General features: G+C 63.8%; 19 protein-coding genes. 6 read left to right on the top strand and 13 right to left on the bottom strand.

Annotation, left to right across the window (positions count from 1 at the left end; all coding sequences use genetic code 11):
• Positions 1–132: 132 nt before the first annotated feature.
• Complete coding sequence (locus PFEN_RS14975) at positions 133–2046, top strand: PAS domain S-box protein (RefSeq protein WP_224770968.1); 1914 nt, start codon at positions 133–135, stop codon at positions 2044–2046.
• A gap of 52 nt (positions 2047–2098) precedes the next feature.
• Here PFEN_RS14975 and PFEN_RS14970 read toward each other — a convergent pair whose 3' ends face one another.
• From PFEN_RS14970 to PFEN_RS14940, 7 genes are all read right to left on the bottom strand, one after another.
• Entirely contained in the window at positions 2099–2665 is a 567-nt protein-coding gene (locus PFEN_RS14970; RefSeq protein WP_191487597.1) for a sarcosine oxidase subunit gamma, read from the bottom strand.
• Positions 2666–2668: 3 nt separating this feature from the next.
• Positions 2669–5572 (bottom strand): 2Fe-2S iron-sulfur cluster-binding protein, encoded by a 2904-nt coding sequence (locus PFEN_RS14965; protein WP_191487596.1) that lies wholly within the window; start codon positions 5570–5572, stop codon positions 2669–2671.
• Positions 5569–5874, bottom strand: a complete 306-nt coding sequence (locus tag PFEN_RS14960) for a sarcosine oxidase subunit delta (protein WP_191487595.1) — start codon at positions 5872–5874, stop codon at positions 5569–5571. The genes PFEN_RS14965 and PFEN_RS14960 overlap by 4 nt, the downstream gene beginning before the upstream one ends.
• A gap of 13 nt (positions 5875–5887) precedes the next feature.
• Positions 5888–7129 carry an FAD-dependent oxidoreductase gene (locus PFEN_RS14955; protein ID WP_191487594.1) on the bottom strand — a complete coding sequence of 414 codons (1242 nt, stop codon included), beginning with the start codon at positions 7127–7129 and terminating at the stop codon, positions 5888–5890.
• Positions 7111–8016, bottom strand: a complete 906-nt coding sequence (gene folD / locus PFEN_RS14950; RefSeq protein ID WP_191487593.1) for a bifunctional methylenetetrahydrofolate dehydrogenase/methenyltetrahydrofolate cyclohydrolase FolD — start codon at positions 8014–8016, stop codon at positions 7111–7113. Before folD (PFEN_RS14950) ends, PFEN_RS14955 begins: the two co-directional genes overlap by 19 nt.
• Positions 8013–8879 (bottom strand): formyltetrahydrofolate deformylase, encoded by an 867-nt coding sequence (gene purU, locus PFEN_RS14945; RefSeq protein WP_191487592.1) that lies wholly within the window; start codon positions 8877–8879, stop codon positions 8013–8015. Before purU (PFEN_RS14945) ends, folD (PFEN_RS14950) begins: the two co-directional genes overlap by 4 nt.
• A gap of 238 nt (positions 8880–9117) precedes the next feature.
• A complete protein-coding gene (locus tag PFEN_RS14940) occupies positions 9118–9723 on the bottom strand; it encodes a helix-turn-helix domain-containing protein (protein WP_191487591.1) in 606 nt (201 codons plus the stop codon).
• 284 nt (positions 9724–10007) lie between these two features.
• Here PFEN_RS14940 and glnT point away from each other — a divergent pair, with 284 nt between their 5' ends.
• The 5 genes from glnT (at position 10008) to PFEN_RS14915 (ending at position 15880) form a co-directional block, all read left to right on the top strand.
• Complete coding sequence (glnT, locus tag PFEN_RS14935) at positions 10008–11342, top strand: type III glutamate--ammonia ligase (RefSeq protein ID WP_191487590.1); 1335 nt, start codon at positions 10008–10010, stop codon at positions 11340–11342.
• A 72-nt stretch (positions 11343–11414) separates the two neighbouring features.
• Positions 11415–12335: a class II glutamine amidotransferase gene (locus tag PFEN_RS14930; RefSeq protein ID WP_191487589.1), complete on the top strand. Its 921-nt coding sequence runs from the start codon at positions 11415–11417 to the stop codon at positions 12333–12335.
• The gene (locus PFEN_RS14925) at positions 12332–13015 is read left to right on the top strand and encodes a protein glxC (protein ID WP_191487588.1); all 684 of its coding nucleotides are present in this window, start codon (positions 12332–12334) and stop codon (positions 13013–13015) included. Before PFEN_RS14930 ends, PFEN_RS14925 begins: the two co-directional genes overlap by 4 nt.
• A 20-nt stretch (positions 13016–13035) precedes the next feature.
• Positions 13036–14373, top strand: coding sequence for an FMN-binding glutamate synthase family protein (locus tag PFEN_RS14920; protein WP_191487587.1), 1338 nt, complete (start codon positions 13036–13038; stop codon positions 14371–14373).
• Positions 14374–14554: 181 nt separating this feature from the next.
• On the top strand, positions 14555–15880 hold the full coding sequence (locus tag PFEN_RS14915) for an ammonium transporter (protein ID WP_191487586.1): 1326 nt from the start codon (positions 14555–14557) through the stop codon (positions 15878–15880).
• 201 nt (positions 15881–16081) lie between these two features.
• Here PFEN_RS14915 and folD (PFEN_RS14910) read toward each other — a convergent pair whose 3' ends face one another.
• From folD (PFEN_RS14910) to PFEN_RS14885, 6 genes are all read right to left on the bottom strand, one after another.
• Positions 16082–16960 carry a bifunctional methylenetetrahydrofolate dehydrogenase/methenyltetrahydrofolate cyclohydrolase FolD gene (gene folD, locus PFEN_RS14910; protein ID WP_191487585.1) on the bottom strand — a complete coding sequence of 293 codons (879 nt, stop codon included), beginning with the start codon at positions 16958–16960 and terminating at the stop codon, positions 16082–16084.
• 228 nt (positions 16961–17188) lie between these two features.
• Complete coding sequence (locus tag PFEN_RS14905) at positions 17189–18868, bottom strand: APC family permease (RefSeq protein ID WP_191487584.1); 1680 nt, start codon at positions 18866–18868, stop codon at positions 17189–17191.
• Positions 18869–18942: 74 nt separating this feature from the next.
• Positions 18943–21285 (bottom strand): DUF1989 domain-containing protein, encoded by a 2343-nt coding sequence (locus tag PFEN_RS14900; protein ID WP_191487583.1) that lies wholly within the window; start codon positions 21283–21285, stop codon positions 18943–18945.
• A 15-nt stretch (positions 21286–21300) separates the two neighbouring features.
• A complete protein-coding gene (locus PFEN_RS14895) occupies positions 21301–22668 on the bottom strand; it encodes an NAD(P)-binding domain-containing protein (RefSeq protein ID WP_191487582.1) in 1368 nt (455 codons plus the stop codon).
• Positions 22669–22699: 31 nt separating this feature from the next.
• Positions 22700–23566: a formyltetrahydrofolate deformylase gene (gene purU, locus PFEN_RS14890; RefSeq protein ID WP_191487581.1), complete on the bottom strand. Its 867-nt coding sequence runs from the start codon at positions 23564–23566 to the stop codon at positions 22700–22702.
• Positions 23567–23584: 18 nt separating this feature from the next.
• Entirely contained in the window at positions 23585–24715 is a 1131-nt protein-coding gene (locus PFEN_RS14885; protein ID WP_191487580.1) for an aminomethyltransferase family protein, read from the bottom strand.
• Positions 24716–24723 lie beyond the last annotated feature (8 nt).

Below are 24723 nucleotides of genomic sequence, written 5' to 3'. Positions count from 1 at the left end.
TACCAACAAGCCGTGCCCAGCGTGTGCCGCGGCTCCACTACACGCCCAGAGCGAGTCGCTGCGAACAGTCTTCGGGATCTGTCGATACCACGCAGAGGACGCAGTCGAACCCGCTGAGAGAGGTCGTCGATTTTGTCCCACACTGAAGTTGGACGTTTAAAGCTGTTGCATGCTCTGGAGGTGCTCGACACCGAGGCAGAGCCGGTTTTTGATCGCCTCACCCGGTTGCTGGCCACTACCCTTGAAGTGCCCATTGCGCTGATCTCGCTGGTCGACAGCGACCGCCAGTGGTTCAAGTCCAAGGTCGGCATGGCCGTCAAGCAGACCCCTCGGGATATCTCCTTCTGCACGGTCGCCATAGAGCAAGAGCAGACGACGGTGATTTCCGATGCGCTGAACGATCCACGGTTTTCATCCAGTCCGCTGGTCACCAGCAGCCCCTATATCCGTTTCTACGCGGGAACGCCGATCCGTTCCATCGACGGCTATGCACTGGGAACGCTCTGTGCGATGGATTGCAAGGCGCGGACGTTCACCGCTGAGCAACGGCAGGTGCTGGAAGATTTTGCCGGGCTTGTCAGTCGCGAATTCCAGATACGCGAGGCCGCGCTGCTGTCCCGCTCACATGCCAGCCAATCCTTGGCCGCCGTCGCGGCCAGCGAGGCGCGCCTGAAAACCGCGTTTGCCCTGGCCCCCATAGGGCTCGCGGCGGTCGCGGGCAACGGGCGCTTCCTCAGCATCAACAGTGCGTTCTGCTCGATCATCGGTTACGACCTCGACGAGCTCATGGCGTTGACCTTCCAGGACATCACTCATCCCGATGACCTGGACAGTGATTTGAATCTGTTGCGTCAGTTGAATAACGGCGAGATCGATCGTTACCAGCTCGAGAAAAGGTATCGGCACAAGGACGGCTCCTCTGTCTGGGTAGACCTGCATGTGACCCGGCTGCTGTCGGTGAGGGGTGATCTGGAGTACTACATCGCGACGGTCCAGAACATTCAGCGGCGAAAGGAAACCGAGGCTTCCCTGCTGGCGTTGCGCCATAGCCTGGAGCAGCGTGTCGAGGAGCGCACCGCCGAATTGTTGCGGACCAACGAGATGCTTTCCCACACCATGATTCAACGGCTGCTGGCCGACCGCGAACTCAGACAGCGCGAGGCGGAGTTGTCGGCGGTGCTGGAGCACGCCAGCGATGCCTATGTGAGTGTCGATGAGTCCGGGTCGGTGCGGGCCTGGAACAGAATGGCCGAGACCACCTTCGGCTGGTCCCGCGATGAAGCGCTGGGCCAGTCATTCGAACAGCTGGTGATTCCCGAGGCGATGCGGGACGCCTATCTGGCGGGGTGGCGAGAATATCTCGCCACTGGCGATGACTGGCCCTTGCGCCAGCGCCTGGAAATCTCGGCGCTGCGTCGCGACGGCATGATTTTCCCCGTCGAGGTGCGTGTCAGTCCGGTCGAAATCGATGGGCAACGATTTTTCAGTGTTTTCCTGCACGACATCACCGAACGCAAGGCCATGGCCGAACGCCGCGAGAAAGAAGCCTTGACCGATACCCTGACCGGCTTGCCCAACCGCCGCTCCCTGCTCGAATACCTGCCCAATGCGATGGCCCGGGCGCGCCGGATCGGTGTGCCCCTGGCGGTGCTGTTTCTTGACCTGGATGGTTTCAAGGCGGTCAACGATTCCTTCGGTCATGAAGTCGGCGACGTATTGCTGCGGGTCGTGGCCGACCGGCTGAAGACCGGCCTGCGGGAGACGGATGCGGTGTTCCGGCTGGCGGGCGATGAGTTCACCGCCGTGGTCGAGGGCCAGTTCGGAGGGGCCGAGGATGCCGAGCAATTGGCGCGCAAGCTGATTCAACTGATCAATGAGCCGGTCCTGATCGGTTCGGACAGCGTGCGGGTGGGGGTGAGCATCGGGATTGCGGTGTTCATGCGCGACGACCTGAGAACCGCGACGCAACTGTTGCGCGAGGCGGACAGCCGAATGTATGAAGCCAAGCAGGCGGGAAAGGGCCGCTTTGCCTCACAGCAGCTTTGAATGGCTGCGGTGAGGTTTTTCCATGTGTCCGCCGCGTCCCGCCCGCATCCCCTTAGGCCGGCATCCCGAACTCCTCCAGGGCGTCGAGCAGCGCGTCGCGGAAATAGCTGAGCGATGCCCGATCGAAGAGGATATGGAATGTCGCCAGCTCGGTCGCCGGGGGATTGATCACGATGACATTGATTCGCGCCGCCGCTGTCTGCGCCACCGCCCCGGGTCCGAAGGCCTGGGGCCGCAGGTCGACCCCGCAGAGCTTGGCCATCACCTCGGCAATCCTCTCGCCACTCAGCTGCAACCAGGCATGGCTGTCCTGGCGCGGCAGCAGGTAGTTGGCGTGAGCGTCGAGTTCCCAGCGGGCCTCCTCGGCGGCGATGCGCCGGCCCTGGTCCCGGGGGCTGCCGAGCAACAGGTATTCACTGGCCGACAAGCTGATGACCTGGCTGCCATCTTCCTGGCTGACGCAACAGTTGGGACGCTCCGGCAGGCTGAAGCCGCGCGCCTGTAGATAGCGGGCGCTGTCGCGGCCGCGAAAGCCGACCCGCGGCAGGTCGGTCAAATCGCTCAGCGTGTGGCTGGGCAAGGCAGTCACGATGGACTCGTGGGTAGCGAAAATGGACATGAGTCAAAGCCCCTGACGCAGGTTTTCGGGATCGAAGAAAGGCAGTTTCACTACCGTGGCCATGACCACGATCGCGCCTTCGACGCGGATCGGAATCTGGTGCCCCGGCTCGCTCTGGTGGGCCCCGGCATAGGCCAGGCCGATGATCCGGTCCAGGCTGGCCGAGTACTCGCAGGAGGTGACGTTGCCGCTGATGTCCGCGCCGTCGAGGACCAGGTGGCCTTCCAACGGTTGTGGGCTGCCCTTGGGCAGGCTGAAGCCGACCAGCTTGCGCTTGAGCGGCTGGGCTTCGAGGATGTCCAGCGAGCGCCGACCGACGAAGAACGGCTTGCCGCGACTGACCGCCCAACCCATGTCGATCTCCGCCGGGTGGGTCATGCCGTCGGTGTCCTGGCTGATGATCACGTGGCCCTTTTCCAGGCGCAGCAGACGCTGGGTCTCGACCCCGAAGGGACGAATGTCGTGGGCCTGGCCGGCCCTGACCAGGGCATCCCACAGCGCCAGGCCATGACGGGCCGGAACGTGGATCTCATAGCCCAGCTCACCGACGAAACCGACCCGCAGCAGCCGTGCCTTGATTCCCGCGACCGTGCCCTGGCGTACCGCCAGGTAGGGAAAACCGTCGGCGCTCAGGTCGAGGTCCGGACACAGCTGTTCCAGGACCTTGCGCGAGTCGGGCCCGGCGACGTTGACCGCGCAGAGAGCCGCGGTGACGTTGGTGATATCCACGTCCAGACGCCACTGGGCATTCCACTTGAGCATCTGCTGGTAGATCCGGTCGACACCGCTGGTGGTGGCGGTGACGTAGAAGTGCTGCTCGGCGAAACGCGCGCAGACGCCGTCGTCGATCACCACGCCCTGTTCGTTGGTCATCAGTGCATAACGCGAGCGCCCCACCGGTTGCTTGAGAAAGGCGAAGGTGTACATCCGGTTCAGCAGCTCGGCGGCATCCGGTCCACGGATATCGAGGCCGCCGAGGGTCGAGACGTCGATCAGGCCGACCTTGTTGCGCACGTGCCGGGCTTCCTCCTGCATGCAGCGCTCGCGGTCTTCGGCCTTGCCGTAGAACGCCGGGCGTTGCCAGATGCCCGCCGGCATCATTTTCGCGCCGGCTTGCAGGTGACGCTGGTGCATCGGCGTCTGCCGGTAGGGATCGAAGGCGCGGCCGGCGACATGGGCCAGCTTCTCCGCGACGAAGGGCGGGCGGGCCGTGGTCACGCCGGTTTCGCTGATATTGCGCTGGGTCGAGGCAGCCACCAGGCGGGCGGTGGGCAAGGCCGAATGGCGGCCCTGGGACGGGCCCATGCCCACGGTCGAGTAGCGCTTGACCAACTGCACATCGCGATAGCCAATGCGCGTCGCGTTGATGATATCGCGCACTTGCAGGTCCTCGTCGAAGTCGACGAAGTCCTTGCCCTTGGGGTGCGGGAAAATCGGCCAGGCGAAGTTCACCTGGGGTTCACGTTCGTAGCTCGCGCGCTCGGCGCCAACGCTCAGTCCCAGGGCCCTGGCCGCGTCGAGCCCGGCGTTGGTACCGTCGGCCAGGACATTGTCCAGGTCATGGCGACCATTGGCCGAGCCGGCGACGGCCAGGTTGGCCGGCAGGCCGCTGAGGTTGAACTCGGCCTTCTGCTCGTCGTAGGCCAGCTTGCCGCCGGCCTGGCAGAGCAACTGGTACACCGGCATGTAGCCAGCGGACATGCAGAGCAGGTCGCAGTCCAGGCGCAGGCCGCTGTCGCTGACCTGGCCTTGAGCGGTGATGCTGCGGATCTCCACGCCGTTGACGTGGCGCAGGCCCTTTTCGTGCAAGGCTTCATAGACCGTGCTGGCGGTCAGATGGCGAATCTTGCGTTGCGCCAGGGCCTGGGACAGGGCCGGGGCGGCGACACCGCGCAGGTCCACCAGCGCGGCCACTTCGACGCCCTGGTCGTGCAAGTCGAGGGCGGTGTAGTAGCCGTCATCGTTGCCGGTCAACACCACCGCGCGCTTGCCCGGCTTGACCGCATAGAGCTTCATCAGGCGTTGCGCGGCGCTGCACAGCATCACGCCGGGCAGGTCGTTGTTGCGGAAAATCACCGGCTGATCGAACGAGCCGCTGCACACCAGGCACTGGCGGGCGCGGACCTTGTACATCCGCTTGCCCTGAATCACCGGCAGGTAATTGTCAGTGAACCAGGCGTTGCAGGTGGCTTCGCTCAGCACGCGGATATTGGCGTGGCCGTGCACCGCGGCGAGCAGTTCCCGGCGCAGGTGCTCGGCCCGCTTGCCGGCGATATCGAAGCGCGCATAGGCGAGGGCACCACCGAGCAGCGGTTGCTGTTCGATCAGCAGCACCTGGGCCCCGCGGTTGGCGGCAGTCAAAGCCGCTTGCAAGCCGGCGGGACCGGCGCCGATCACCGCCAGGTCGGTGAACAGGTAGGCCTTGTCGTAGTACTCGGGCTGGAAGCTCAGGTCGAGCACGCCCAGGCCGGCTTTCTTGCGAATGATCGGTTCCCAGACTTTCCACATGCCCTTGGGCTTGTAGAACGAGCGGTAATAGAAGCCCACGGGCATGAACCTGGAAAACTTGCCGAGGTAGGCATCGCGGTCGTTGTCCAGGGAACCGTTGAAATTCTGCCCCTGGACCTCCAGGCCGGCCTGCAGGGGATGGGCATCGGCCAGCACATTGGGTTCGCGGGGCAGTTGCACCAGGCTGTTGGCATCCTGCCCGGCCATGGTCAGCGGGCCACGGGGACGGTGGTACTTGAAGGAGCGCGAAAGCAGGAAGCGACCGTTGGCGAGCAGGGCGCTGGCGATGCTGTCGCCCTTGAGACCCTGGTAGGCCTTGCCATCAAAGCTGAAGTCCAGCGGCTGGTCGCGATCGATCAGCAGCCCCATGGGGGCGGGCAAGCGGTTGGAGGCGTTCATCCGGCAATCTCCCGGGACTGAGGTGAGCTGAAGTCGAGCCGCGCGGCGAACAGTTCCTTGGCGTCGAAGGTGCGGATGATCTCGTCGCTGACGGTATGGCGTTCGGCCAGGAACCAGTAGCTGGAGGGCGTGTGCATCCACCACTCGCGGACCACGCCGGCGCGGTTTTCGCAGTTGAAGACATAGTCCGCCCACTCGGCATCGCCGCAGGTGCCCGGGTCCGGCATCGGCTTGAACTCGCCGCCGTAGGTGAACTCGGTGATATTGCGCGGCCCGTTGAGCGGGCAATTGAGGATTTTCATTGTCAGCGCTCCGTTAGTGGCTGGCCGCCGTGGCGCCCATTTCGTTGACTTGCTGGAAGGTACTGAAGCGTTCGAGGGCGAATGGCTTGATCAATTCAGGCACCTGGCCGCCGCTGGCCACCAGCTCGGCCATGGTCTTGCCGCAGATCGGCGTGGCCTTGAAGCCCCAGGTGCCCCAGCCGGCATCCAGGTAGTAGTTCTCCACCGGCGACAGACCCATGATCGGGCTGTAGTCCGGGGTCATGTCGGTGATCCCGGCCCACTGGCGCATCAGCTTGGCATTGGCCAGGAACGGGAACATCTCGATGGCGTGGGCCAGCAGGCTTTCCTTCAGGTCCAGGGTCGAACGGCTGTTGAACAACGGGTAGGGATCGGAACCGCCACCGAACACCACTTCGCCACGGCTGGTCTGCTGCACGTAGCAATGCAGCGCCGAGGAGCTCACCAACGGGTCGAGGAATGGCTTGAACGGCTGGGTGACCATGGCTTGCAAGGGAAAGGTCTGGATCGGCGAGCGGATCCCGGCCTTGGCCATCAGCAGCGAACTGTGTCCGGCGATGGCCTGGACCACGCAGCCGCACTGCACCGTGCCGCGATTGGTTTTCAGCGCGCGGATCCGACCGTTCTCGATCACCAGGTCCTGGACCTCGGTGAGCTGATGGATCTCCACCCCGCGCTTGGCCGCCTGCTTGGCGTAGCCCCAGGCCACGGCGTCATGGCGCGCGGTGGCGCCGTCGATATGCCAGAGCCCGGCGATCACCGGCAGGTGGCCAGGGTCGAGATTGAGGCTGGGCACCAGTTCGCGAATCTGCTGGCGGTCGATCATTTCCGTGCGGCCGCCGAAATGCTTGTTGACCTCGGCCCGTTGGCGGAACGAGCGCACCGTCGCATCGGTGTGGGCCAGGGTCAGTTGGCCGCGCTCGGAGTACATGATGTTGAAGTCGAATTCGTTGGAGAGGTTCTGGAACAGCTTCACCGACTCGGCATAGAAGCGCACGCCCTCGCTGGTGAGGTAGTTGGAGCGGATCACCGCGGTATTGCGCGCGGTGTTGCCGCCCCCCAGGTAGGCCTTTTCCAGCACGGCGATATTGTGGATGCCGTGGTAGCGCGACAGGTAGTACGCGGTGGCCAGGCCATGGCCGCCGGCGCCGATGATCACCACGTCATAGGATGGCTTGAGTTCCCGTGGTGGCGGTAGGTCGACCTCCACCGGATATTCGGCGCTCAGTCCGTATTTCAATAGATTGAATGGCATACGGCCTCCGATTGGCTGCGTTGCGCCTGGTGTTGCCGGCGGGCGGCGATCACGGTGTTTTTCATCAGGAAGGCGATGGTCATCGGGCCGACACCACCCGGCACCGGGGTGATCGCCGAGACCTGGGGCAGGGCGCTGGCGAAATCGACGTCGCCGACCAGACGGCTGTGGCCGTCGAGGTTGATGCGATTGATGCCGACGTCGATCACCACCGCCCCCGGTTTCAGCCAACTGGCATCGATCAGCCCGGCACGGCCGACGGCGGCGATCACGATATCGGCCTGGCGGCACAGCGCCTGGGCCTCGCGGCTACGCGAGTGGAGCACGGTAACCGAGCAATCGGCCTTGAGCAGCAGGGCGGCCATGGGCTTGCCGACAATGTTCGAGCGGCCGACCACCACCGCATGCTTGCCGCGCAGATCGCCACAGGTTTGTTCCAGCAGGTGCAGGCAACCGCTGGGGGTACAGGGCGCGAGGACATCGCGACCCTGGCTGAGGCCGCCGACGTTTTCACTGTGAAAACCGTCCACGTCCTTGCGCGGGTCGATGGCTTCCAGGGCGCGCAATTCGTCGATCTGTGCCGGCAACGGGAGTTGCAGGAGGATGCCGTTGATCGAGCGGTCGTCGTTCAGGCTCTTGATCAGGTTCAGCAGTTGTTCGGTGCTGGTATCGCTGGGCAGGCGCTGCTCCAGGGAGCGAATGCCGACTTCCTCGGCGCGCAGGATCTTGTTGCGCACATAGACCTGGCTGGCCGGGTCGTTGCCCACCAGGATCACCGCCAGCGCCGGTTGGATCGCCTGTTCGAGCAGGTCGTCGACCTCTTCGCGCACCTGTTCCAGGACCCGCGCCGAGGCGGCCTTGCCATCTATCAGTCTGGGGCTGTTCACCGGAAGATCACCGTTCTGTCCTGGTTGAGGAAAACCCGGTGCTCCAGGTGGTACTTGACCGCCTTGGACAGGGCCACGGTTTCGGTATCGCGCCCGGTCGCGACCAGGTCATCGGGGCGGTACACGTGGTCGACCCGTTGCACCTCCTGCTCGATGATCGGCCCTTCATCCAGGTCGCTGGTGACGTAGTGGGCGGTGGCGCCAATCAGTTTGACCCCGCGCTGGTAGGCCTGGTGATAGGGCTTGGCACCCTTGAAGCCGGGCAGGAACGAGTGGTGGATATTGATCGCCCGGCCCGAGAGCTGGCGGCACAGGTCGTCGGAGAGGATCTGCATGTAGCGGGCCAGGACCACCAGGTCGGTGCGGGTGTCGTCGATGATCGTCATCAGTTCGGCTTCCTGGCGGGCCTTGCTGTCCTGGGTCACTGGTAGGTAAATGAAGCGGATACCCTCGCGCTCGGCCATTGGCCGCAGGTCCAGGTGATTGGAGACGATGGCGGTGATGGTCATGTCCATCTCGCCCTTGTGGTAGCGGTAGAGCAGGTCAGTGAGGCAATGGTCGAACTTGCTGACCATCAGCAGCACACGCATCGGCTGGCGGGTGTCGTGCAGCTCCCAGGCCATGTCGAAAGCCTTGGCCACGTCGGCGAAGCCGGCCTTGAGCGGTTCGATGGCGGCGGGCAGGCCGTCGTTGAAACGGAACACCGCGCGCATGAAAAACTTGCCGCTGAACTCGTCGTCGAATTGCGCCATCTCCCCGATGTAGCAACCGTTGTCCGCCAGGTAAGTGGTGACGGCGGCGACGATCCCGGACACCGCCGGACAGCTGATCTTGATGATGAAATGGTTCTTGTCGTGTTGCATGACGCGTCCTCGGGAGGGTGGCGGCAGCTCATCGCAGGGCGATAAAAACAACGTTGAAGCGGACTTCATCCCTGAAGCTGTTTTCTTATGGAGAATAAAATATTCTTGGTTACGACTTTATAGGGGAAATTCGCGGGGGACGTCCAGAGGTTTCTGAAAGTTTTTTAACTGGCAGGAAATAGCAGCGGGCACGACGCCGCTTCAGGCGGTCGTGCGCGGAGAGGGATCAGGGGAGGGGTTATTCGCGGTCGTTGCCGTAGTTCATGATCGACAGCAGGCGGATCGGCACCTGTACCAATTGCTCGGGACCGTGGGGGACTTCACCTTCGAAGGTCAGGCTGTCGCCGGCCTCCATGCGGTACAGCTGATTGCCGTGGCGGTAGATCAGTTCGCCCTCGAGCAAGTGCAGGAATTCGGTGCCGGGATGGGAGAAGGTCGGAAACTCCTCGCTGGCGTCATCCATGCTGACCATATAGGCCTCGAAGCTCTTCTTCGGCCCACGGGTGTGGTTGAGCAGGTGATAGGTGTGGCCTTTCTCCGTGCCCCGGCGCACCACCTCCATGCCCTGGTCGGCCTTGACCAGCAGGGCACTGCCGCCCTGCTGGTCGTACTGGCTGAACAACTTCGACATCGGCAGTCCGAGCACGTCGCACAGGCGGCTCAGGGTATCGAGACTGGTGGACACCTGGGCGTTCTCGATCTTGCTCAACATACCCTGGCTGATACCGGCGATCTTCGCCACATCGGACAGTTTCAGATCCTGCGCCAGGCGCTGGCGCTTGATCTGCATGCCCAGGTACTGCTCCAGCTTGAGGCGGGGTTCGAGCTCGTTCGGCATATTCATCGGGACCTGCACGGTTTCTGTTCAATAATATTAGTTTCGCACTGGGAAAGTGCAAGGCGACCGCCTACGCGGCTCGCCGGCGGCTTGTATTCCCACAGGGAAAACAATTTTCCCATATATACAGCACAAATGCGCGGTTGCTGATGCCGCATCGGCTCATGGGTGAACTTGGCAAGGGCTTTGCATTCCTAATGGGAAATTAACTTTCTTGTGCAGAATAAAGAAGGTTGAGAGCGTCAACTCCATCCCTAGCGCTTTGCCTTTTCACGAGGAGTGAAGACCCTATGTTGCCAGCAGAAACCCAGCGTCTCATCGACAAGTACGGGATCAAGTACGTGCTTGCGCAATTTGTCGATATCCATGGCGCGGCGAAAACCAAATCGGTGCCCGTGTGTGGGCTCAAGACGGTGGCGGAAGAAGGGGCCGGATTTGCCGGTTTCGCCATCTGCGGCATGGGCATGCAGCCTCACGGTCCGGACTTCATGGCCCGTGGCGATCTGTCGACCCTGACCCCGGTGCCCTGGCAGCCGGGGTACGGTCGTGTGGTCTGTGTCGGGCATGTCGACGGTCAGCCGCATCCCTATGACAGCCGCTATGTCCTGCAACAACAGGTCCGGCGTCTGCGGGACAAGGGCTGGACCCTCAACACCGGCCTGGAACCTGAGTTCAGCCTGTTCCGCCGGGATGCGGAGGGCAAATTGCAGGCGGTCGATGCCAGTGACAATCTCGACAAGCCTTGCTATGACTACAAGGGCCTGTCGCGCTCCCGGGTGTTTCTCGAGCACCTGACCGAAGCGTTGCAGGCGGTGGATTTCGAGGTCTATCAGATCGACCATGAAGACGCCAACGGCCAGTTCGAGATCAACTACACCTACAGCGATGCCCTGACCTCGGCCGACCGCTTCACCTTTTTCCGCATGGCTGCCGGCGAGATCGCCAACGACCTGGGCCTGATCTGTTCGTTCATGCCCAAGCCCGATCCGAAGCGCGCCGGCAACGGCATGCACTTTCACCTGTCGATCGCCAGCGCCGAGAACAAGAACCTGTTCCATGACGCCAGCGACCCGAGCGGCATGGGCCTGTCGAAACTGGCCTATCACTTTGCCGCTGGCCTGCTCGCTCATGGCCCGGCGCTGTGCGCCTTCGCCGCGCCGACGGTCAACTCCTACAAGCGCCTGGTAGTGGGCAACTCGCTGTCCGGCGCGACCTGGGCCCCGGCCTTTATCGCCTTCGGCGCGAATAACCGTTCGGCGATGGTCCGCGTGCCTTACGGCCGCCTCGAGTTCCGTCTGCCGGATGCCGGCTGCAACCCCTACCTGGTCAGTGCGGCGATCATCGCCGCCGGTCTGGATGGCATCGATCGCCAGCTGGAAATCGATGACGTCTGCAATGAAAACCTCTACAGCCTGAGCCTGGAACAGATCGCCGCGCGGGGCATCAAGACCTTGCCGCAATCGCTCAAGGAAGCCTGTGACGCCCTGGAAGCAGACCCGCTGTTCGCCGAGGTGATGGGCGCGGAAATCGTCGGCGAGTTCATCAAGCTCAAGCGCATGGAGTGGGTGGAATACAGCCGCCATGTCTCCGACTGGGAAATCCAGCGCTACACCGAATTTTTCTGACTGTGTGTTTTGACAACCATTCGGGCCCCCGCTACGGCACCGGGTGTTCACTGCCTCCGAAGGAGACTTGATATGTGTGGGATCGTAGGTCTTTATCTGAAAAATCCGCAGCTGGAATCCCAGCTCGGCAAGCTCTTCGAACCGATGTTGCAGGCCATGACCGATCGTGGCCCGGACAGTGCGGGCTTCGCCATTTACGGCGATGAAGTAGCGGACGGCTGGGTCAAGCTGACCCTGCAGGCGACCACCGAAGGCTTTGCCTGGAAAACCCTGATGGGCGAGCTGGAGGGGCGTCTCGGCTGCTCGCTGGACTGGTTCCAGAATGCCAGCGCCGCCGTGCTCAAAATCCACGCCGAGGAAGCCCCGGTACGTCTGGCCCTCGCCGAACTGGCGCCGAGCGTGCGGATCATGAGCGCCGGGCAGAGCATCGAAATCCTCAAGGGCATGGGCTTGCCCGAGGAGATTTCCCAACGTTTTGGCCTCGCCGGCATGAAGGGCAGCCACATTATTGGCCACACCCGGATGGCCACCGAAAGCGCGGTGACCATGGAAGGTAGCCACCCGTTCTCCACCGGCGCCGACCTGTGCCTGGTGCACAACGGCTCGCTGTCCAACCACTTCCGCCTGCGTCAGGAACTCAAGCGCGAAGGCATTCACTTCGAGACCGACAACGATACCGAAGTGGCCGCCGGCTACCTGACCTGGCGCTTGCAGCAGGGCGACTCGCTGAAAGAAGCGCTGGATCATTCTCTGGAGGATCTGGACGGCTTCTTCACGTTCGCCATCGGCACCCGCAACGGTTTCGCCGTGATCCGCGACCCGATCGCCTGCAAGCCGGCGATCCTCGCCGAGACCGACGACTATGTGGCCATGGCCTCCGAATATCAGGCGTTGTCGAGCCTTCCGGGCATCGAACACGCCAGGGTCTGGGAGCCAGCACCGGCCACTATGTACATCTGGGAACGCGAGTCAGCTCAAGGAGCGCACCTATGAAAACTATCGATCTTTCCACTGCCAGCGTGCGTGAACTCAACCAGGCACTGCATGACCAGGCCCATCAGGTCGAAGACCGCGAGTGGCGGGTGACCCATTCCAATGGCAAGCACAACCTCGCGGTGGGTGTGAACCAGGCCGTGTCCATCGATATCCAGGGGCATGCCGGTTACTACTGCGCCGGCATGAACCAGAAGGCGAGCATCACCGTGCATGGCAATGCCGGGGTCGGGGTCGCCGAGAACATGATGTCCGGCATGGTCCGGATCAAGGGCAGCGCCTCCCAGGCGGCCGGCGCCACCGCCCATGGCGGCTTGCTGGTGATCGAGGGCGACGCCGGGGCCCGTTGCGGGATCTCGATGAAGGGAGTCGACATCGTGGTCGGCGGCAGCATCGGCCATATGAGCTGCTTCATGGGCCAGGCCGGGCGCCTGGTGGTGTGCGGCGATGCCGGCGATGCCCTCGGCGATTCGCTCTACGAAACCCGTATCTACGTCAAAGGCCGCGTGCAGTCGCTGGGCTCGGACTGCGTCGAGAAAGAGATGCGCGCCGAGCACCTGGAGGAACTGCGGGAGCTGCTCAACCGCGCCGGTTTCGATGAGTCGCCCGCGAGCTTCAAGCGCTATGGCTCGGCCCGTCAGTTGTACAACTTCAAAGTCGATAACGCGTCCGCGTACTGATCCGCGCGAGGAGAACTGCCATGAGCGACCCTGTTAACCCAAAAGCCGCTACTCCGGTGCTGCGTGAGTCCGCCACCTTCGACCGCCTGACCATCCAGGAAATCCAGCGTGCCGCGGAAACCGGCATCTATGACATCCGCGGTGGCGGCACCAAGCGCAAGCTGCCGCACTTCGATGACTTGCTGTTGCTCGGCGCCAGCGTGTCGCGCTACCCGCTGGAAGGCTATCGGGAGAAGTGCGGGACCGACGTGATTCTTGGCAACCGCTTCGCCAAGAAGCCGCTTCACCTGAAGATCCCGGTGACCATCGCCGGCATGAGCTTCGGCGCGCTGTCGGCCAATGCCAAGGAGGCCCTTGGCCGTGGCGCGACCATTGCCGGGACCAGCACCACCACCGGTGACGGCGGCATGACCCCGGAAGAGCGCGGGCAATCGCAGCATCTGGTCTATCAATACCTGCCGTCGCGCTACGGCATGAACCCGGACGACCTGCGCAAGGCCGACGCCATCGAGATCGTCCTCGGCCAGGGCGCCAAGCCGGGCGGTGGCGGCATGCTGCTGGGCATGAAGGTCACCGAGCGCGTGGCCGGGATGCGCACGCTGCCGATCGGAGTCGACCAGCGCAGTGCCTGCCGGCACCCGGACTGGACCGGCCCGGATGATTTGGCGATCAAGATTGCCGAGTTGCGCGAAATCACCGATTGGGAAAAGCCGATCTACGTGAAGATCGGTGCCAGTCGGCCGTATTACGACGTCAAGCTGGCGGTCAAGGCCGGTGCCGATGTGATTGTGCTCGATGGCATGCAAGGCGGCACGGCGGCGACCCAGGAAGTGTTTATCGAACACGTGGGCATTCCGATCCTGCCGGCGATTCCCCAGGCGGTCCAGGCGCTGCAGGAGATGGGCATGCATCGCAAGGTGCAGTTGATCGTCTCGGGTGGGATTCGCAATGGTGCCGATGTGGCCAAGGCCATGGCGCTGGGCGCCGACGCGGTGGCGATCGGCACGGCGGCGTTGATTGCCCTGGGCGACAACCATCCGCGGCTGGACGCAGAGTTGAAGAAGATCGGTTCGGCGGCCGGCTTCTACGATGACTGGCAGAATGGCCGTGACCCGGCGGGGATCACCACCCAGGACCCGGAGCTGTCCAAGCGCCTCGATCCGGTGGAGGGCGGGCGGCGCCTGGCCAACTACCTGCGGGTGCTGGTGCTGGAGGCGCAGACCATGGCGCGGGCCTGTGGCAAGTCGCACCTGCATAACCTCGACCCGGAGGACCTGGTGGCCTTGACCGTGGAATCGGCGGCCATGGCCCGGGTGCCGTTGGCCGGTACCTCGTGGATTCCGGGTTCGGGGTACTGAGCCGTTCCGGCGGGGCGACGCGGCCCCGCCGGGCCGCCATCCATAGGATTTTGAACAGGGCGCAAACCCTGTAGGAGCGCGCTGTTTGTCCGTTTTTTATTCGAAGAGGCCCCCAAGGCCCGTCCACTCTCACATTGCTCGCTGCCAGACACTTTCCATTCCCTTTGCAGGAGCTTCAACAATGGTCAATCGTCTACCTGGCAAGTCCCTGTTATCGCTGCTGGCCCTCGGTGCAATAGCGCCTCTGGCGCAGGCTGCCGATGCCCCGACCCTCAATACCGGCAGCAGCGCCTGGATGATCACCGCGGCGGTACTGGTGCTGTTCATGTGCCTGCCGGGCCTGGCGCTGTTCTATGGCGGCCTGGTCCGGGCGAAAAACATGCTTTCGCTGTTCACCCAGTGCTTCGGCGTGGCCGGGCTGGTCGGCGTGCTATGGGTGATCTATGGCTACAGCATGGTGGTCGACACCACTGGCATGGTCGAGGGCCAGGTGACCTTCAACAGCTTTGTCGGTGGCCTGAGCCGGGCCTTTCTGGCGGGGATGAAGCCCGACAGCCTGGTGGGCGATATCCCGGAAGGGGTGTTCGTGACCTTCCAGATGACCTTCGCCATCATCACTCCGGCGCTGATAGCCGGGGCCTTTGCTGAACGCATGAAGTTCTCGGCGGCGCTGTTGTTCATGGCGGTCTGGTTCACCCTGGTCTATGCGCCGGTTGCGCATATGGTCTGGGGCGGTTCCGGAGCCCTGATGCATAACTGGGGCGTACTCGACTTTGCCGGCGGCACCGCGGTGCACATCAATGCCGGGGTCGCCGCCCTGGCCGCGTGTCTGATCCTCGGCAAGCGCAAGGGTTACCAGAACGAACCGATGCCGGCGCACAACCTGAGCCTGACCATGGCCGGCGCGGCGATGCTCTGGGTCGGCTGGTTCGGTTTCAATATCGGTTCCGGCGGCGGTCTCAACGGGCTTTCGGGGATCGTCATGCTCAATACCCAGTTGGGCGCTTGTGCCGGCATTCTCGGCTGGATGTTCACCGAATGGTTCAAGGTCGGCAAACCCAGTGCCCTGGGCCTGGCCAGCGGTGCCTTGGCCGGTTTGGTGGGGATTACCCCGGCCTGCGCCTATGTCGGCGTCGGCGGTGCCCTGGCCATCGGCCTGCTGTGCGGGGTGTTCTGCTACCTGAGCGTGACTGTGCTGAAACGACGTTTCGGCTATGACGACAGCCTCGATGTATTCGGCCTGCACGGCATCGGCGGCATGATCGGCGCGGTGTTGACCGGAGTGTTCTGCGTGCCGTCGATGGGCGGTCTGGTGGAAGGCGTGACCCTGGGCGGGCAGGTCCTGGCGCAGCTCAAGGGAGTGGCGCTGACCACGGCCTACTGCTTTGTCGTCAGCTGGGTGATTCTCAAGGTGATCAAGGCGTTGATCGGCTTGCGTGCCGATGAATCGGTGGAAGAGATGGGGCTGGACCTGGCCGAGCACAATGAGCGGGCTTACAACCATTGAGCCTGGACCCGCTGTGCCGGTCGATGGCCGGCTGTCGGTGAAACGGTGTAACGGCTGAAATCAGATCGCCGGCAAGCCGGTCCCTACAGGGGATCAGTGTCGACTACCTATTTGTGTACGACATAAATCCTGTGGGAGCCGGCTTGGCGGGACGCCGCATCGCGGCGATGACTTCCGCGAGGACCGCGCAACAGCCTGTGCCTACCGGGATTGCTGCAACTGCGTGGCGATCACGGTGTTCTTCAGCAGATAGGCAATGGTCATCGGTCCGACCCCGCCCGGTACCGGGGTGATGGCGCTGGCCACCAGCCGGGCGCTGGCATAATCGACATCCCCGACCAGGCGGGTGCCGGTCTCGGTTTCAATCCGATTGATCCCCACATCGATCACCACCGCCCCCGGCTTGAGCCAGCTGGCGTCGATCAACCGCGGGCGGCCCACGGCCGCGACCACGATATCCGCCAGCCGGCACAACGCCGGCGCGTCAACACTGCGCGAGTGCACCACGCTGACCGAGCAATCGGCCTGCAGCAGCAGGGTCGCCATCGGTTTGCCGACGATATTCGAGCGGCCGATGACCACCGCGTGCTTGCCGCGCAGATCGCCACAGGTCTCCTGCAGCAAACGCATGCAGCCACTGGGGGTGCAGGGTGTCAGAACTTCGGCGCCGTGGACCAGGCCGCCGACGTTTTCCCGGTGAAAGCCGTCGACATCCTTGAGCGGGTCAATGGCCTGGATCACCGCATGCTCTTCGATATGCGCGGGTAACGGCAGTTGTACCAGGATGCCGTTCACCGTCGGATCGGCATTCAACCCGGCAATCAGTTGCAGCAGTTCGGCCTGGCTGGCACTCGCCGGCAGGCGATGTTCCAGCGAGCGGATGCCGACTTCTTCGGCACGCAGCAATTTGTTGCGCACATAAACCTGGCTGGCCGGGTCGTCGCCTACCAGAATCACCGCCAGCGCCGGGAAAATGGCTTGCCGGGCCAGGTCCGCGACTTCATCGCGGACTTCATTGAGCACCTGGGCGGCGATGGCCTTGCCGTCGATGTCGCGGGCCGGTGCAAGGGAAGAATTCATCGAATGCGTCACCATGGTCTGGATAGAGGAAAGAGTGGGGCCAAGCGCCTTTGCCCCAATAGGGATCCTGAAGACGCCGCCAAACCTGCAGGAGCCAGCTTGCTGGCGATAGCGATAGCGATAGTGAATGTGACATCGCCATCGCCAGCAAGCTGGCTCCTGCAGGGATCGAGTTCATCCTGGACTGGCCGGTAGCGCCAGCCAGGACAGGTTTGTCCTTCAGTTCGATCAGGCCACCAGGCGGTGGCAGAAATATACCACCAGCACGCCAGCGACCAGTGTGACATAAGGCAAGACACCGGCGCGTTTGAGTCCGGCATCGGCCTGGATATGCAGGTCGGTCAGCATCGCTTCCGGGAAACGGCCTTTGTCCTGCCAGTAATGGCGCACGACAAATACCGGAATGATCAGCAGTGCCAGCAGCAAGCCGGTGAACAGTGTCCCCGCCCCCCAGATATCCGCGCCCATCCCCATGCACGCCAGGTTGACGAAGCTCAACAGCGCGCCGGCCGCCAGCAGCAAGGTCGGCGCCTTGTACGGACGGGCCCAGTCCGGCCGGTCCAGGCGGTGAATCCAGCCGGCGTTGAGGTTGAGGAAGTTGAAGATGATATAGCTGACATTGGACGCCGCGAGGACGAACACATAGTCGGACATCAGCAACAACAGCATGTTGAAGGTCAAGTCGGTCCACATCGCCGCCGTCGGCGCGCCGTGTTCATTGGTCCGCCCCAGGTACTTGGGCAACCAGCCGTCCACCGAGGCCTGGTACAGGGTGCGCGAGGAACCGGACATCGAGGTCATGATCGCCAGCAGCGTGGCGAGTATCAGCATGATCAGTACGATATTGGCCACCAGCTTGCCGCCGCCGATGCTGTCGGCCATGACCTGGCCGACGCCCATGCCGCTGTAGATCGCCGGCGACAGCAGGCCGCTGTAGACCGCGGGGGTGACCACGGCGCCGCTGGCATCGAGCACCGCCGGGGTCACCAGTTGGCCGAGCCCGAGGCTGCCCTGGAAGGCCAGCGGCACCAGGGTGAATACCAGGATGCAGAGCAGGCCGGCGTAGAAGATCGCCTTGAAGGTGTCGCGCTTGGGGTCCTTGAATTCCCGGGTGTAGCACACGGCGGTCTCGAAGCCGTAGGTCGACCAGGCCGCCATGAACAGCCCGCCGGCCATCAGCGACCAGCCGGAGATATCCCAGGGCCCGTCGATCACTTGTCCGGCGGCGTCATGGGCCAACGGAAACAGCGGCAGGAAGTTGATCCGCGCCGCGTCGCCGCTCAGCAGCGGTACCACGCCCACCAGCAACAGTGGAATCAACGAGGTCGCGCCGAGCACCAGGGTCAGCCGCGCCGAACGGAGGATACCGCCGTGCTGCACGGCGAACACCCCCAGCAGGATCAGCAGGCCGATGCCGAAGGTGGCGTTGATACGCAGTGACAGACCGCTCTTGACCCAGCCCAGGTCGAGCAGGGTGAACTGCCAGGTGTTGATCAGCGCGTCCGCCGGAAACAGTGCGGTAAGGATGTAGCCGGCGGCCAGGCCGGAACCGATGGCCAGCACCGGCGACCAGGCCAGCCAGTTGCACCACACCGACACCGGCGCGATCAGCTTGCTGTAGCGGACCCAGGCGATGGCCCCGTAGACCGAGGCCCCGCCAGACTTGTGCGGGAACAGCCCGGCGATTTCGGCATAGGTGAAGGCCTGGATAAAACCGAACAGGATCGACACGATCCAGACGATCCATGCCGGTTTACCGACGGTGGCGGCAATCGCGCCAATGCTGAACAGCACCAGCGCGGGCACGCCGCTGGCGACCCAGAAGGCGCCGCGCCAATCGATCTTGCGGTGCAGGCTGCCGACCGCGGCGCAGGCCTGCGGTATGGTCTCGAACGTCGTCGCTTCCATTTTTGTATTCCCATGTCTGAGTGGAGGGGCATTGGGCAGTCAAAGTCAGTTGGCGTACTTGCTCGTTATTCCGATCAACCGCGTACCCGGCTCTTGTCCGGGTCATGGAAGATCGCTGGCGTGACCGTGGCGCTGATGCGCTTCTGCAGGCCATCGACCTTGCCGACCTCAAGCTCCATGCCGATCTCGGCGCAGGCCACGTCCACCCGACAGAGGGCGATATTGCTGCCCAGCAGGGGCGAGCGACAGGCGCTGGTGATCACGCCGACCTGGGCCCGGCCGCGATAGACCGGATCGCCATGGTGGGCTCCTTCGTTGCCGCTCAGTTGCAGGCCGACCAGCTTGTGGCTGGGGTGGGCACTGCGTCGTAGCAGCGCTTCGCGACCGATGAAGTCATCGGTCTTGCTCTTCAACGGCACGCTGAAACCGATTCCCGCTTCAAAGGGATCGGTCTGGTCGCTGAACTCGTAGCCGGCAAAGATCAGCCCGGCTTCGATGCGCAGCATGTCCAGCGCTTCCAGGCCCAACGGGACGATGCCCAGCGGTTGGCCCAACTGCCAGATCCGGTCCCAGACCCGCTCGGCGTCCTGCGGCTGGCACCAGACTTCATAGCCCAGCTCGCCGGTGTAGCCGGTGCGGGAAATCATCAGCGGGCAACCGTCGTAGCCGTCCAGGCGGCCGACCAGGAAGCGGAACCAGCCGAGGCTTTCCAGGCTCGCTTGGGTCGGCGCTGTCCAGACCATCTGCTTGAGCAGTTCACGACTCAGCGGGCCCTGTACCGAGAGGTTGTGGATCTGCTCGCTGGCCGACTTGACCCAGACTTTCATGCCCAGCTTCGCCGCCTGCTCGCGCAGCCAGACGCCGGCATAGTCCTCGCCGCAGATCCAGCGGAAATTGTCCGCGCCCAGGCGCAGCAGGGTGCCGTCGTCGAGCATGCCACCGTGCTCATGGCACATTGCCGAATAGACCACCTGGCCGACCGCCAGGCGCCGCACATCGCGGGTCAGGCAGTACTGCAGGAGCGCTTCGGCGTCCGGGCCGAGGATCTCGAACTTGCGCAGGGCAGTCAGGTCCATTACCGCGACACGCTCGCGACAGCCGAGGTATTCGTCGATGGCGCCGAAACCGTCGTAGCGCAGGGGCAGCCACCAGTTGCGGTAATCGATGAAGCTGCCGGTGAGCGCACGGGTGCGGGTATGAAAGCCCGACTCACGGGTCAGGATCGGGTCGGCGTCGGCCGTGGTTCGAGTGCTCATGGCGAGGGAAAAACGCTCCTTTTCGCTGTAGACGCGGATATGGATATCGGTCGGGTTCCAGCCATTGGCCGGGTCGATGTCGTCGGGGCACGAGGAACTGCCGCAGAGCAGATCGGTCGTGGCCTTGAGCAGCACGTAGTCGCCGGGACGCGACCAGGGTTCGTCCAGGGTCATCTGCTGGTGGGCGTCGATCGCGGTGTTGAAGAAAAAATTGATCGCCGGCCACCCGCTGCGCGCCTGCACGCCATGGGGGGCGAGGGCGCGGCTGAGGTTGTCGCTGCAGTTGTCGTGCCCGAAATAGCCCTGGCTTTCGTAATAGCGGGCGCTGCAGGCCAGGGCGAAGGCGTCGTGCCGGCCGACGGTGTCGCGGACCACTTCGAGCATGGGCCGCATCCGCCGGTCGAAGAACTTCGAGAACAGCCCTGGCGCCGGGTAGGCGCTGCCGTTCAGGGTGCGGGTGACGGTCTGGTCGAGGTCCAGTTCCAGCCCGTCATCCAGTGCCCGGCGGTCGAAGGCGACGAAGTCCGAACACTGCCGGCCGGCGACGTCCAGCACCTGGATATATTGGCCTTTGGCGACGCGGTAGGCCTGGGCACTGCCGGCGTGCACGGTGAACTCGTCCAGCAGTTCGCCGAGCGGCTCGGGCAGCTCGGGCAGCCACAGTGGCGACGAGGTGGCGCGTTCGACGATCAGGCGCAGTTCGCTGGGCCGGTATTGCCGGTCGACGGCCTGGGACCCGGCGGGAGCGGCGACCAGCACCAGCAATGGGTCGCTGGCGACAAAACGCCGGCTGTGACCGGCTTCGCTGTCTTCGCCCCAGAGTGAGGCGGCGCGTGGCAATTGCCGCAGGTCGATGCCGCGCTTGTACAGGGCCTGGAGGATGCGCCGGCTGTGCGCGCTCGGCTCGGCCAGTCGCGCGGCGATGAACTCGCCGCCCGCGGTACCGGCCAGCGCCCACTGGGCCAGGGCGCTGTGGCCAGTGTCGGTCACGGCCAGCAACTCGCAGGGCTGCAGGCCTTCGACGTCGATCACCTGCAGGGTGTCGCCGGGCGCCAGGGCCACCAGGCTCACGCCGCCGGCGGCCACCCGGTAACGCTCCAGCGCTGGCGCCCGGGCAAACAGCCCGGGCTCCCGGGGACGCGAAACACGTGGTGCGTTCATGCTGCGGCTCCCGTGTCAGCCAACCGACTGGATCGAGGTGGGCGGTTCGCCGAGGTAGGCGGCCATGGAGTCGTCCAGCGCGTGCAGCCAGGGCGTGTGATGGGGGGGTGACTGGGTGCCGGTCATCAGCGAGCGGTAGGACTTGTCGCGATAGCCCATGATGTCTTCGGCCTTGTCGTGCTTCCAGTGCAGGAAGGTGTCGTTGACTGCGGCGATGTCGAAGGAGGGGTAGTCGGTGGCGTCCACCAGTTGCTGGATATAGGCGCCCTGGTATTCGAACATCTGCTGGTTGGTTTCCAGGGTCTGCTCGCGTTCATGCCAGTGTTGGCTGTCGGCACTCATCTCGGCCCGGGACGGCAGCGCAATACGCCCGAGGATGACGTCGCGGACGTACCAGGCCTGGGCGTCGAACATGTTGAAGGAGTACCACTGGTCCTGCATGCCGAGGTAGATCATGCGAGGGTTGGGTTCCCAGAACACGCCCTTGTACAGGTTCATCGGCCACAGCCGATTGTCGGTCTTGAGCCTCAGTTCGTCGGGCAGGAACGGGAAGTGGTGCTGGTAGCCGGTGCAGAGGATCACCGCGTCGATGTGCTTGCTGCTGCCGTCGACAAAATAGGCGCGGTTGTTTTCCAGGCGTTGCAGCAGCGGCTTTTCCTCCCAGTTGGCCGGCCATTGGTAGCCCATCGGCGCGCTGCGGTAGCAACTGGTGATGCTGCGCGCGCCGTATTTGTAGCACTGCGAGCCGATGTCCTCGGCCGAGTAGCTGCTGCCGACGATCAGCAGGTCCTTGCCCTTGAATTCCAGCGCTTCGCGAAAGTCATGGGCGTGCAGGATGCGTCCGGCGAACTGCTCGAACCCCTCGAAGTACGGCACCTTGGGCGTGGAGAAATGGCCGCAGGCGTTGATCACGTAGTCGAAGCTCTCCTCGGTCTGCAAGTCCTGGTCGTAGTCATGGGCGCGGACGCTGAAGCGGCCGCTGGCGGCGTCGAAGCTGACCTGGCGCACCACGTTGTTGAAGCGGATGTACGGGCGCACCCCGGCTTTTTCCACGCGGCCCTTGATGTAGTCCCAGAGCACCTCCCGAGGCGGGTAGGAGGCGATGGGGCGGCCGAAATGTTCTTCGAAGGTGTAGTCGGCGAACTCCAGGCACTCCTTCGGTCCGTTCGACCACAGGTAGCGGTACATGCTGCCGTGCACCGGCTCGCCGTGCTCGTCCAGGCCGGTGCGCCAGGTGTAATTCCACATGCCGCCCCAGTCGCTCTGCTTCTCGTAGCAGACCAGTTCGGGGATTTCGGCGCCTTGGTCACGGGCGGATTGGAAGGCTCGGAGTTGCGCCATGCCACAAGGGCCGGCACCGATGATTGCCACGCGTAAAGTCATGATCATGCCTCGTAGATGATGGAGTCGGCGCTCAGCGAAAGATCACTGTCTTGTCCTGGTTGATGAAGACCCGGTGTTCCAGGTGGTATTTCAGGGCCTTGGAAAGTGCGACGGTTTCGATGTCGCGGCCGATGGCGACCAGCGAGTCGGGCCGGTGGGTGTGGTCGACTCGCTGGATTTCCTGCTCGATGATCGGGCCTTCGTCGAGGTCGCTGGTGACGTAGTGGGCGGTGGCGCCGATCAGTTTCACGCCGCGCTCGTAGGCCTGGTGATAGGGTTTGGCGCCCTTGAAGCCGGGCAGGAACGAGTGGTGGATGTTGATCGCCCGGCCCGACAGCTGGCGGCACAGGTCGTCGGAGAGGATCTGCATGTAGCGGGCGAGGACCACCAGGTCGGTACGGGTTTCCTCGACGATACGCAGCAGCTCGGCTTCCTGCCCGGCCTTGCTGTCCCTGGTCACCGGCAGGTAGATGAAGCGGATGCCTTCGCGCTCGGCCATCGGCCGCAGGTCCAGGTGGTTGGAGACCACGGCGGTGATGCGCATGTCCATCTCGCCCTTGCGGTGGCGATAGAGCAGGTCGGTCAGGCAATGGTCGAACTTGCTGACCATCAGCAGCACCCGCATCGGCTCGGCGCCGCTGAACAGCTCCCACTGCATGTCGAAGCCGCCGGCCAGGCCGCCGAGGCCTTCGCGCAGCGCGCCGATGTCAGCGCGCGCGCCCTGGTTGAAGCGGAACACCGCACGCATGAAGAAGCGTCCGGTGAATTCATCGTCGAACTGCGCCAACTCGCTGATGTAGCAGTTCTGCCTGGCCAGGCACGCGGTGATCGCCGCGACGATGCCGGAGGTGGCCGGACAGGTGATCTTGAGAATGTAGTGTGGCTCTGGATGGTCCATGGAAACTCCTGGGGTGGCTCAGCCCTTGGCGGTGCGTTTGGTTTTTTGCGGATCGTCGAAGGGCAGCGCATGGCTCACGGCGCCGGTCTCGAGGCTGCCGCGCACCTGCACGGCGATCCCCGGCACGGAACAGGCGACGTTCATGCGCGCGATTGCCATGGAGCGTTTGCTCAAGCGCGAATACATGCCGCAGGTGACCACGCCGACTTGCTGGTCGCCTTGCCAGAGGCTGTCGCCGGCCTCGGCGGCGCGTACGCCATCAAGCAGCAGGCCAGTGATCTTGAAGCGCTCGCGGCCTTGCAGACGGCGGTGTTCCTCGGCACCGCGAAAGTCGCGTTTTTCCGGCGAGACGGTGAATTCCAGGCCCATTTCCCAGAGCGTGTCGCCGGGCTTCTCATTGGCGAAGGGGTACATCTGCGAGTTGTCGTAGGGGAAGAACATCAGCGAGCTTTCCACCCGCAACCAGTCCAGGGCGGTAAAGGCACAGGGGATGATGCCCAGGCCCGTGCCCTGTTCGAGGATCTGGTCCCAGAGGAAGGGCGCATCGGCGGCCTTGCAGAAGATCTCGTAGCCGCGTTCGCCGGTGTAGCCGGTGCGCGAGATCATTACCGGGCGCTCGAACAGACGGGTTTGCAGGTGATGGAAGTACGGCAACTGACGAATGCCGGGCACGTGCTCGGCGAGAAAGTCCACCGCCAGTGGGCCTTGCAGCGACAGGTCGTGGAGGTCGTCGTCGAACAGCACCGCGACCTGCCGGCCTTGCGCCGAACGCACCAGCATTTCATGGCCGCTGCCGGCGCCGTGCACCACCATGAAAGCGTTGGGTCCGGTGCGATAGACGATGCAGTCGTCGACAAACTTGCCGTCCTCGTCAAGCATCGAGGCGTACACCGATTTGCCTGGATACAGCTTGCTGATGTCACGGGTGGTCGCCCATTGCAGCAGGCTTTCGGCGTGCGGGCCGACGTAGTGGACCTTTTTCAGCCCGGAAACGTCCATCAGCCCGGCCCGGGTGCGGATTGCCTCGTGATGATCGGCGAGGTCGCTGGCGTAGGTCCAGGCGGTGCCCATGCCGTTCCAGTCTTCCAGGTTCGAGCCGAGCGCGCGGTGGCGCTCGGCGAGTGCGGAAATACGCCATGAATGAGCCATATGCAGGT

The sequence above is a fragment of the Pseudomonas sp. FEN genome, assembly GCF_904067045.1.
Classification (GTDB): Bacteria; Pseudomonadota; Gammaproteobacteria; order Pseudomonadales; family Pseudomonadaceae; genus Aquipseudomonas.
This window is presented reverse-complemented; position numbering and strand designations above follow the sequence as displayed.

Coding starts and splice junctions, on each gene's coding strand:
- PFEN_RS14970 (WP_191487597.1), bottom strand. CDS start 2,665: ATGTCCATTTTCGCTACCCACGAGTCCATCGTGACTGCCTTGCCCAGC.
- PFEN_RS14965 (WP_191487596.1), bottom strand. CDS start 5,572: ATGAACGCCTCCAACCGCTTGCCCGCCCCCATGGGGCTGCTGATCGAT.
- PFEN_RS14960 (WP_191487595.1), bottom strand. CDS start 5,874: ATGAAAATCCTCAATTGCCCGCTCAACGGGCCGCGCAATATCACCGAG.
- PFEN_RS14955 (WP_191487594.1), bottom strand. CDS start 7,129: ATGCCATTCAATCTATTGAAATACGGACTGAGCGCCGAATATCCGGTG.
- purU (WP_191487592.1), bottom strand. CDS start 8,879: ATGCAACACGACAAGAACCATTTCATCATCAAGATCAGCTGTCCGGCG.
- PFEN_RS14940 (WP_191487591.1), bottom strand. CDS start 9,723: ATGAATATGCCGAACGAGCTCGAACCCCGCCTCAAGCTGGAGCAGTAC.
- glnT (WP_191487590.1), top strand. CDS start 10,008: ATGTTGCCAGCAGAAACCCAGCGTCTCATCGACAAGTACGGGATCAAG.
- PFEN_RS14930 (WP_191487589.1), top strand. CDS start 11,415: ATGTGTGGGATCGTAGGTCTTTATCTGAAAAATCCGCAGCTGGAATCC.
- PFEN_RS14925 (WP_191487588.1), top strand. CDS start 12,332: ATGAAAACTATCGATCTTTCCACTGCCAGCGTGCGTGAACTCAACCAG.
- PFEN_RS14920 (WP_191487587.1), top strand. CDS start 13,036: ATGAGCGACCCTGTTAACCCAAAAGCCGCTACTCCGGTGCTGCGTGAG.
- PFEN_RS14915 (WP_191487586.1), top strand. CDS start 14,555: ATGGTCAATCGTCTACCTGGCAAGTCCCTGTTATCGCTGCTGGCCCTC.
- folD (WP_191487585.1), bottom strand. CDS start 16,960: ATGAATTCTTCCCTTGCACCGGCCCGCGACATCGACGGCAAGGCCATC.
- PFEN_RS14905 (WP_191487584.1), bottom strand. CDS start 18,868: ATGGAAGCGACGACGTTCGAGACCATACCGCAGGCCTGCGCCGCGGTC.
- PFEN_RS14900 (WP_191487583.1), bottom strand. CDS start 21,285: ATGAACGCACCACGTGTTTCGCGTCCCCGGGAGCCCGGGCTGTTTGCC.
- PFEN_RS14895 (WP_191487582.1), bottom strand. CDS start 22,668: ATGACTTTACGCGTGGCAATCATCGGTGCCGGCCCTTGTGGCATGGCG.
- purU (WP_191487581.1), bottom strand. CDS start 23,566: ATGGACCATCCAGAGCCACACTACATTCTCAAGATCACCTGTCCGGCC.
- PFEN_RS14885 (WP_191487580.1), bottom strand. CDS start 24,715: ATGGCTCATTCATGGCGTATTTCCGCACTCGCCGAGCGCCACCGCGCG.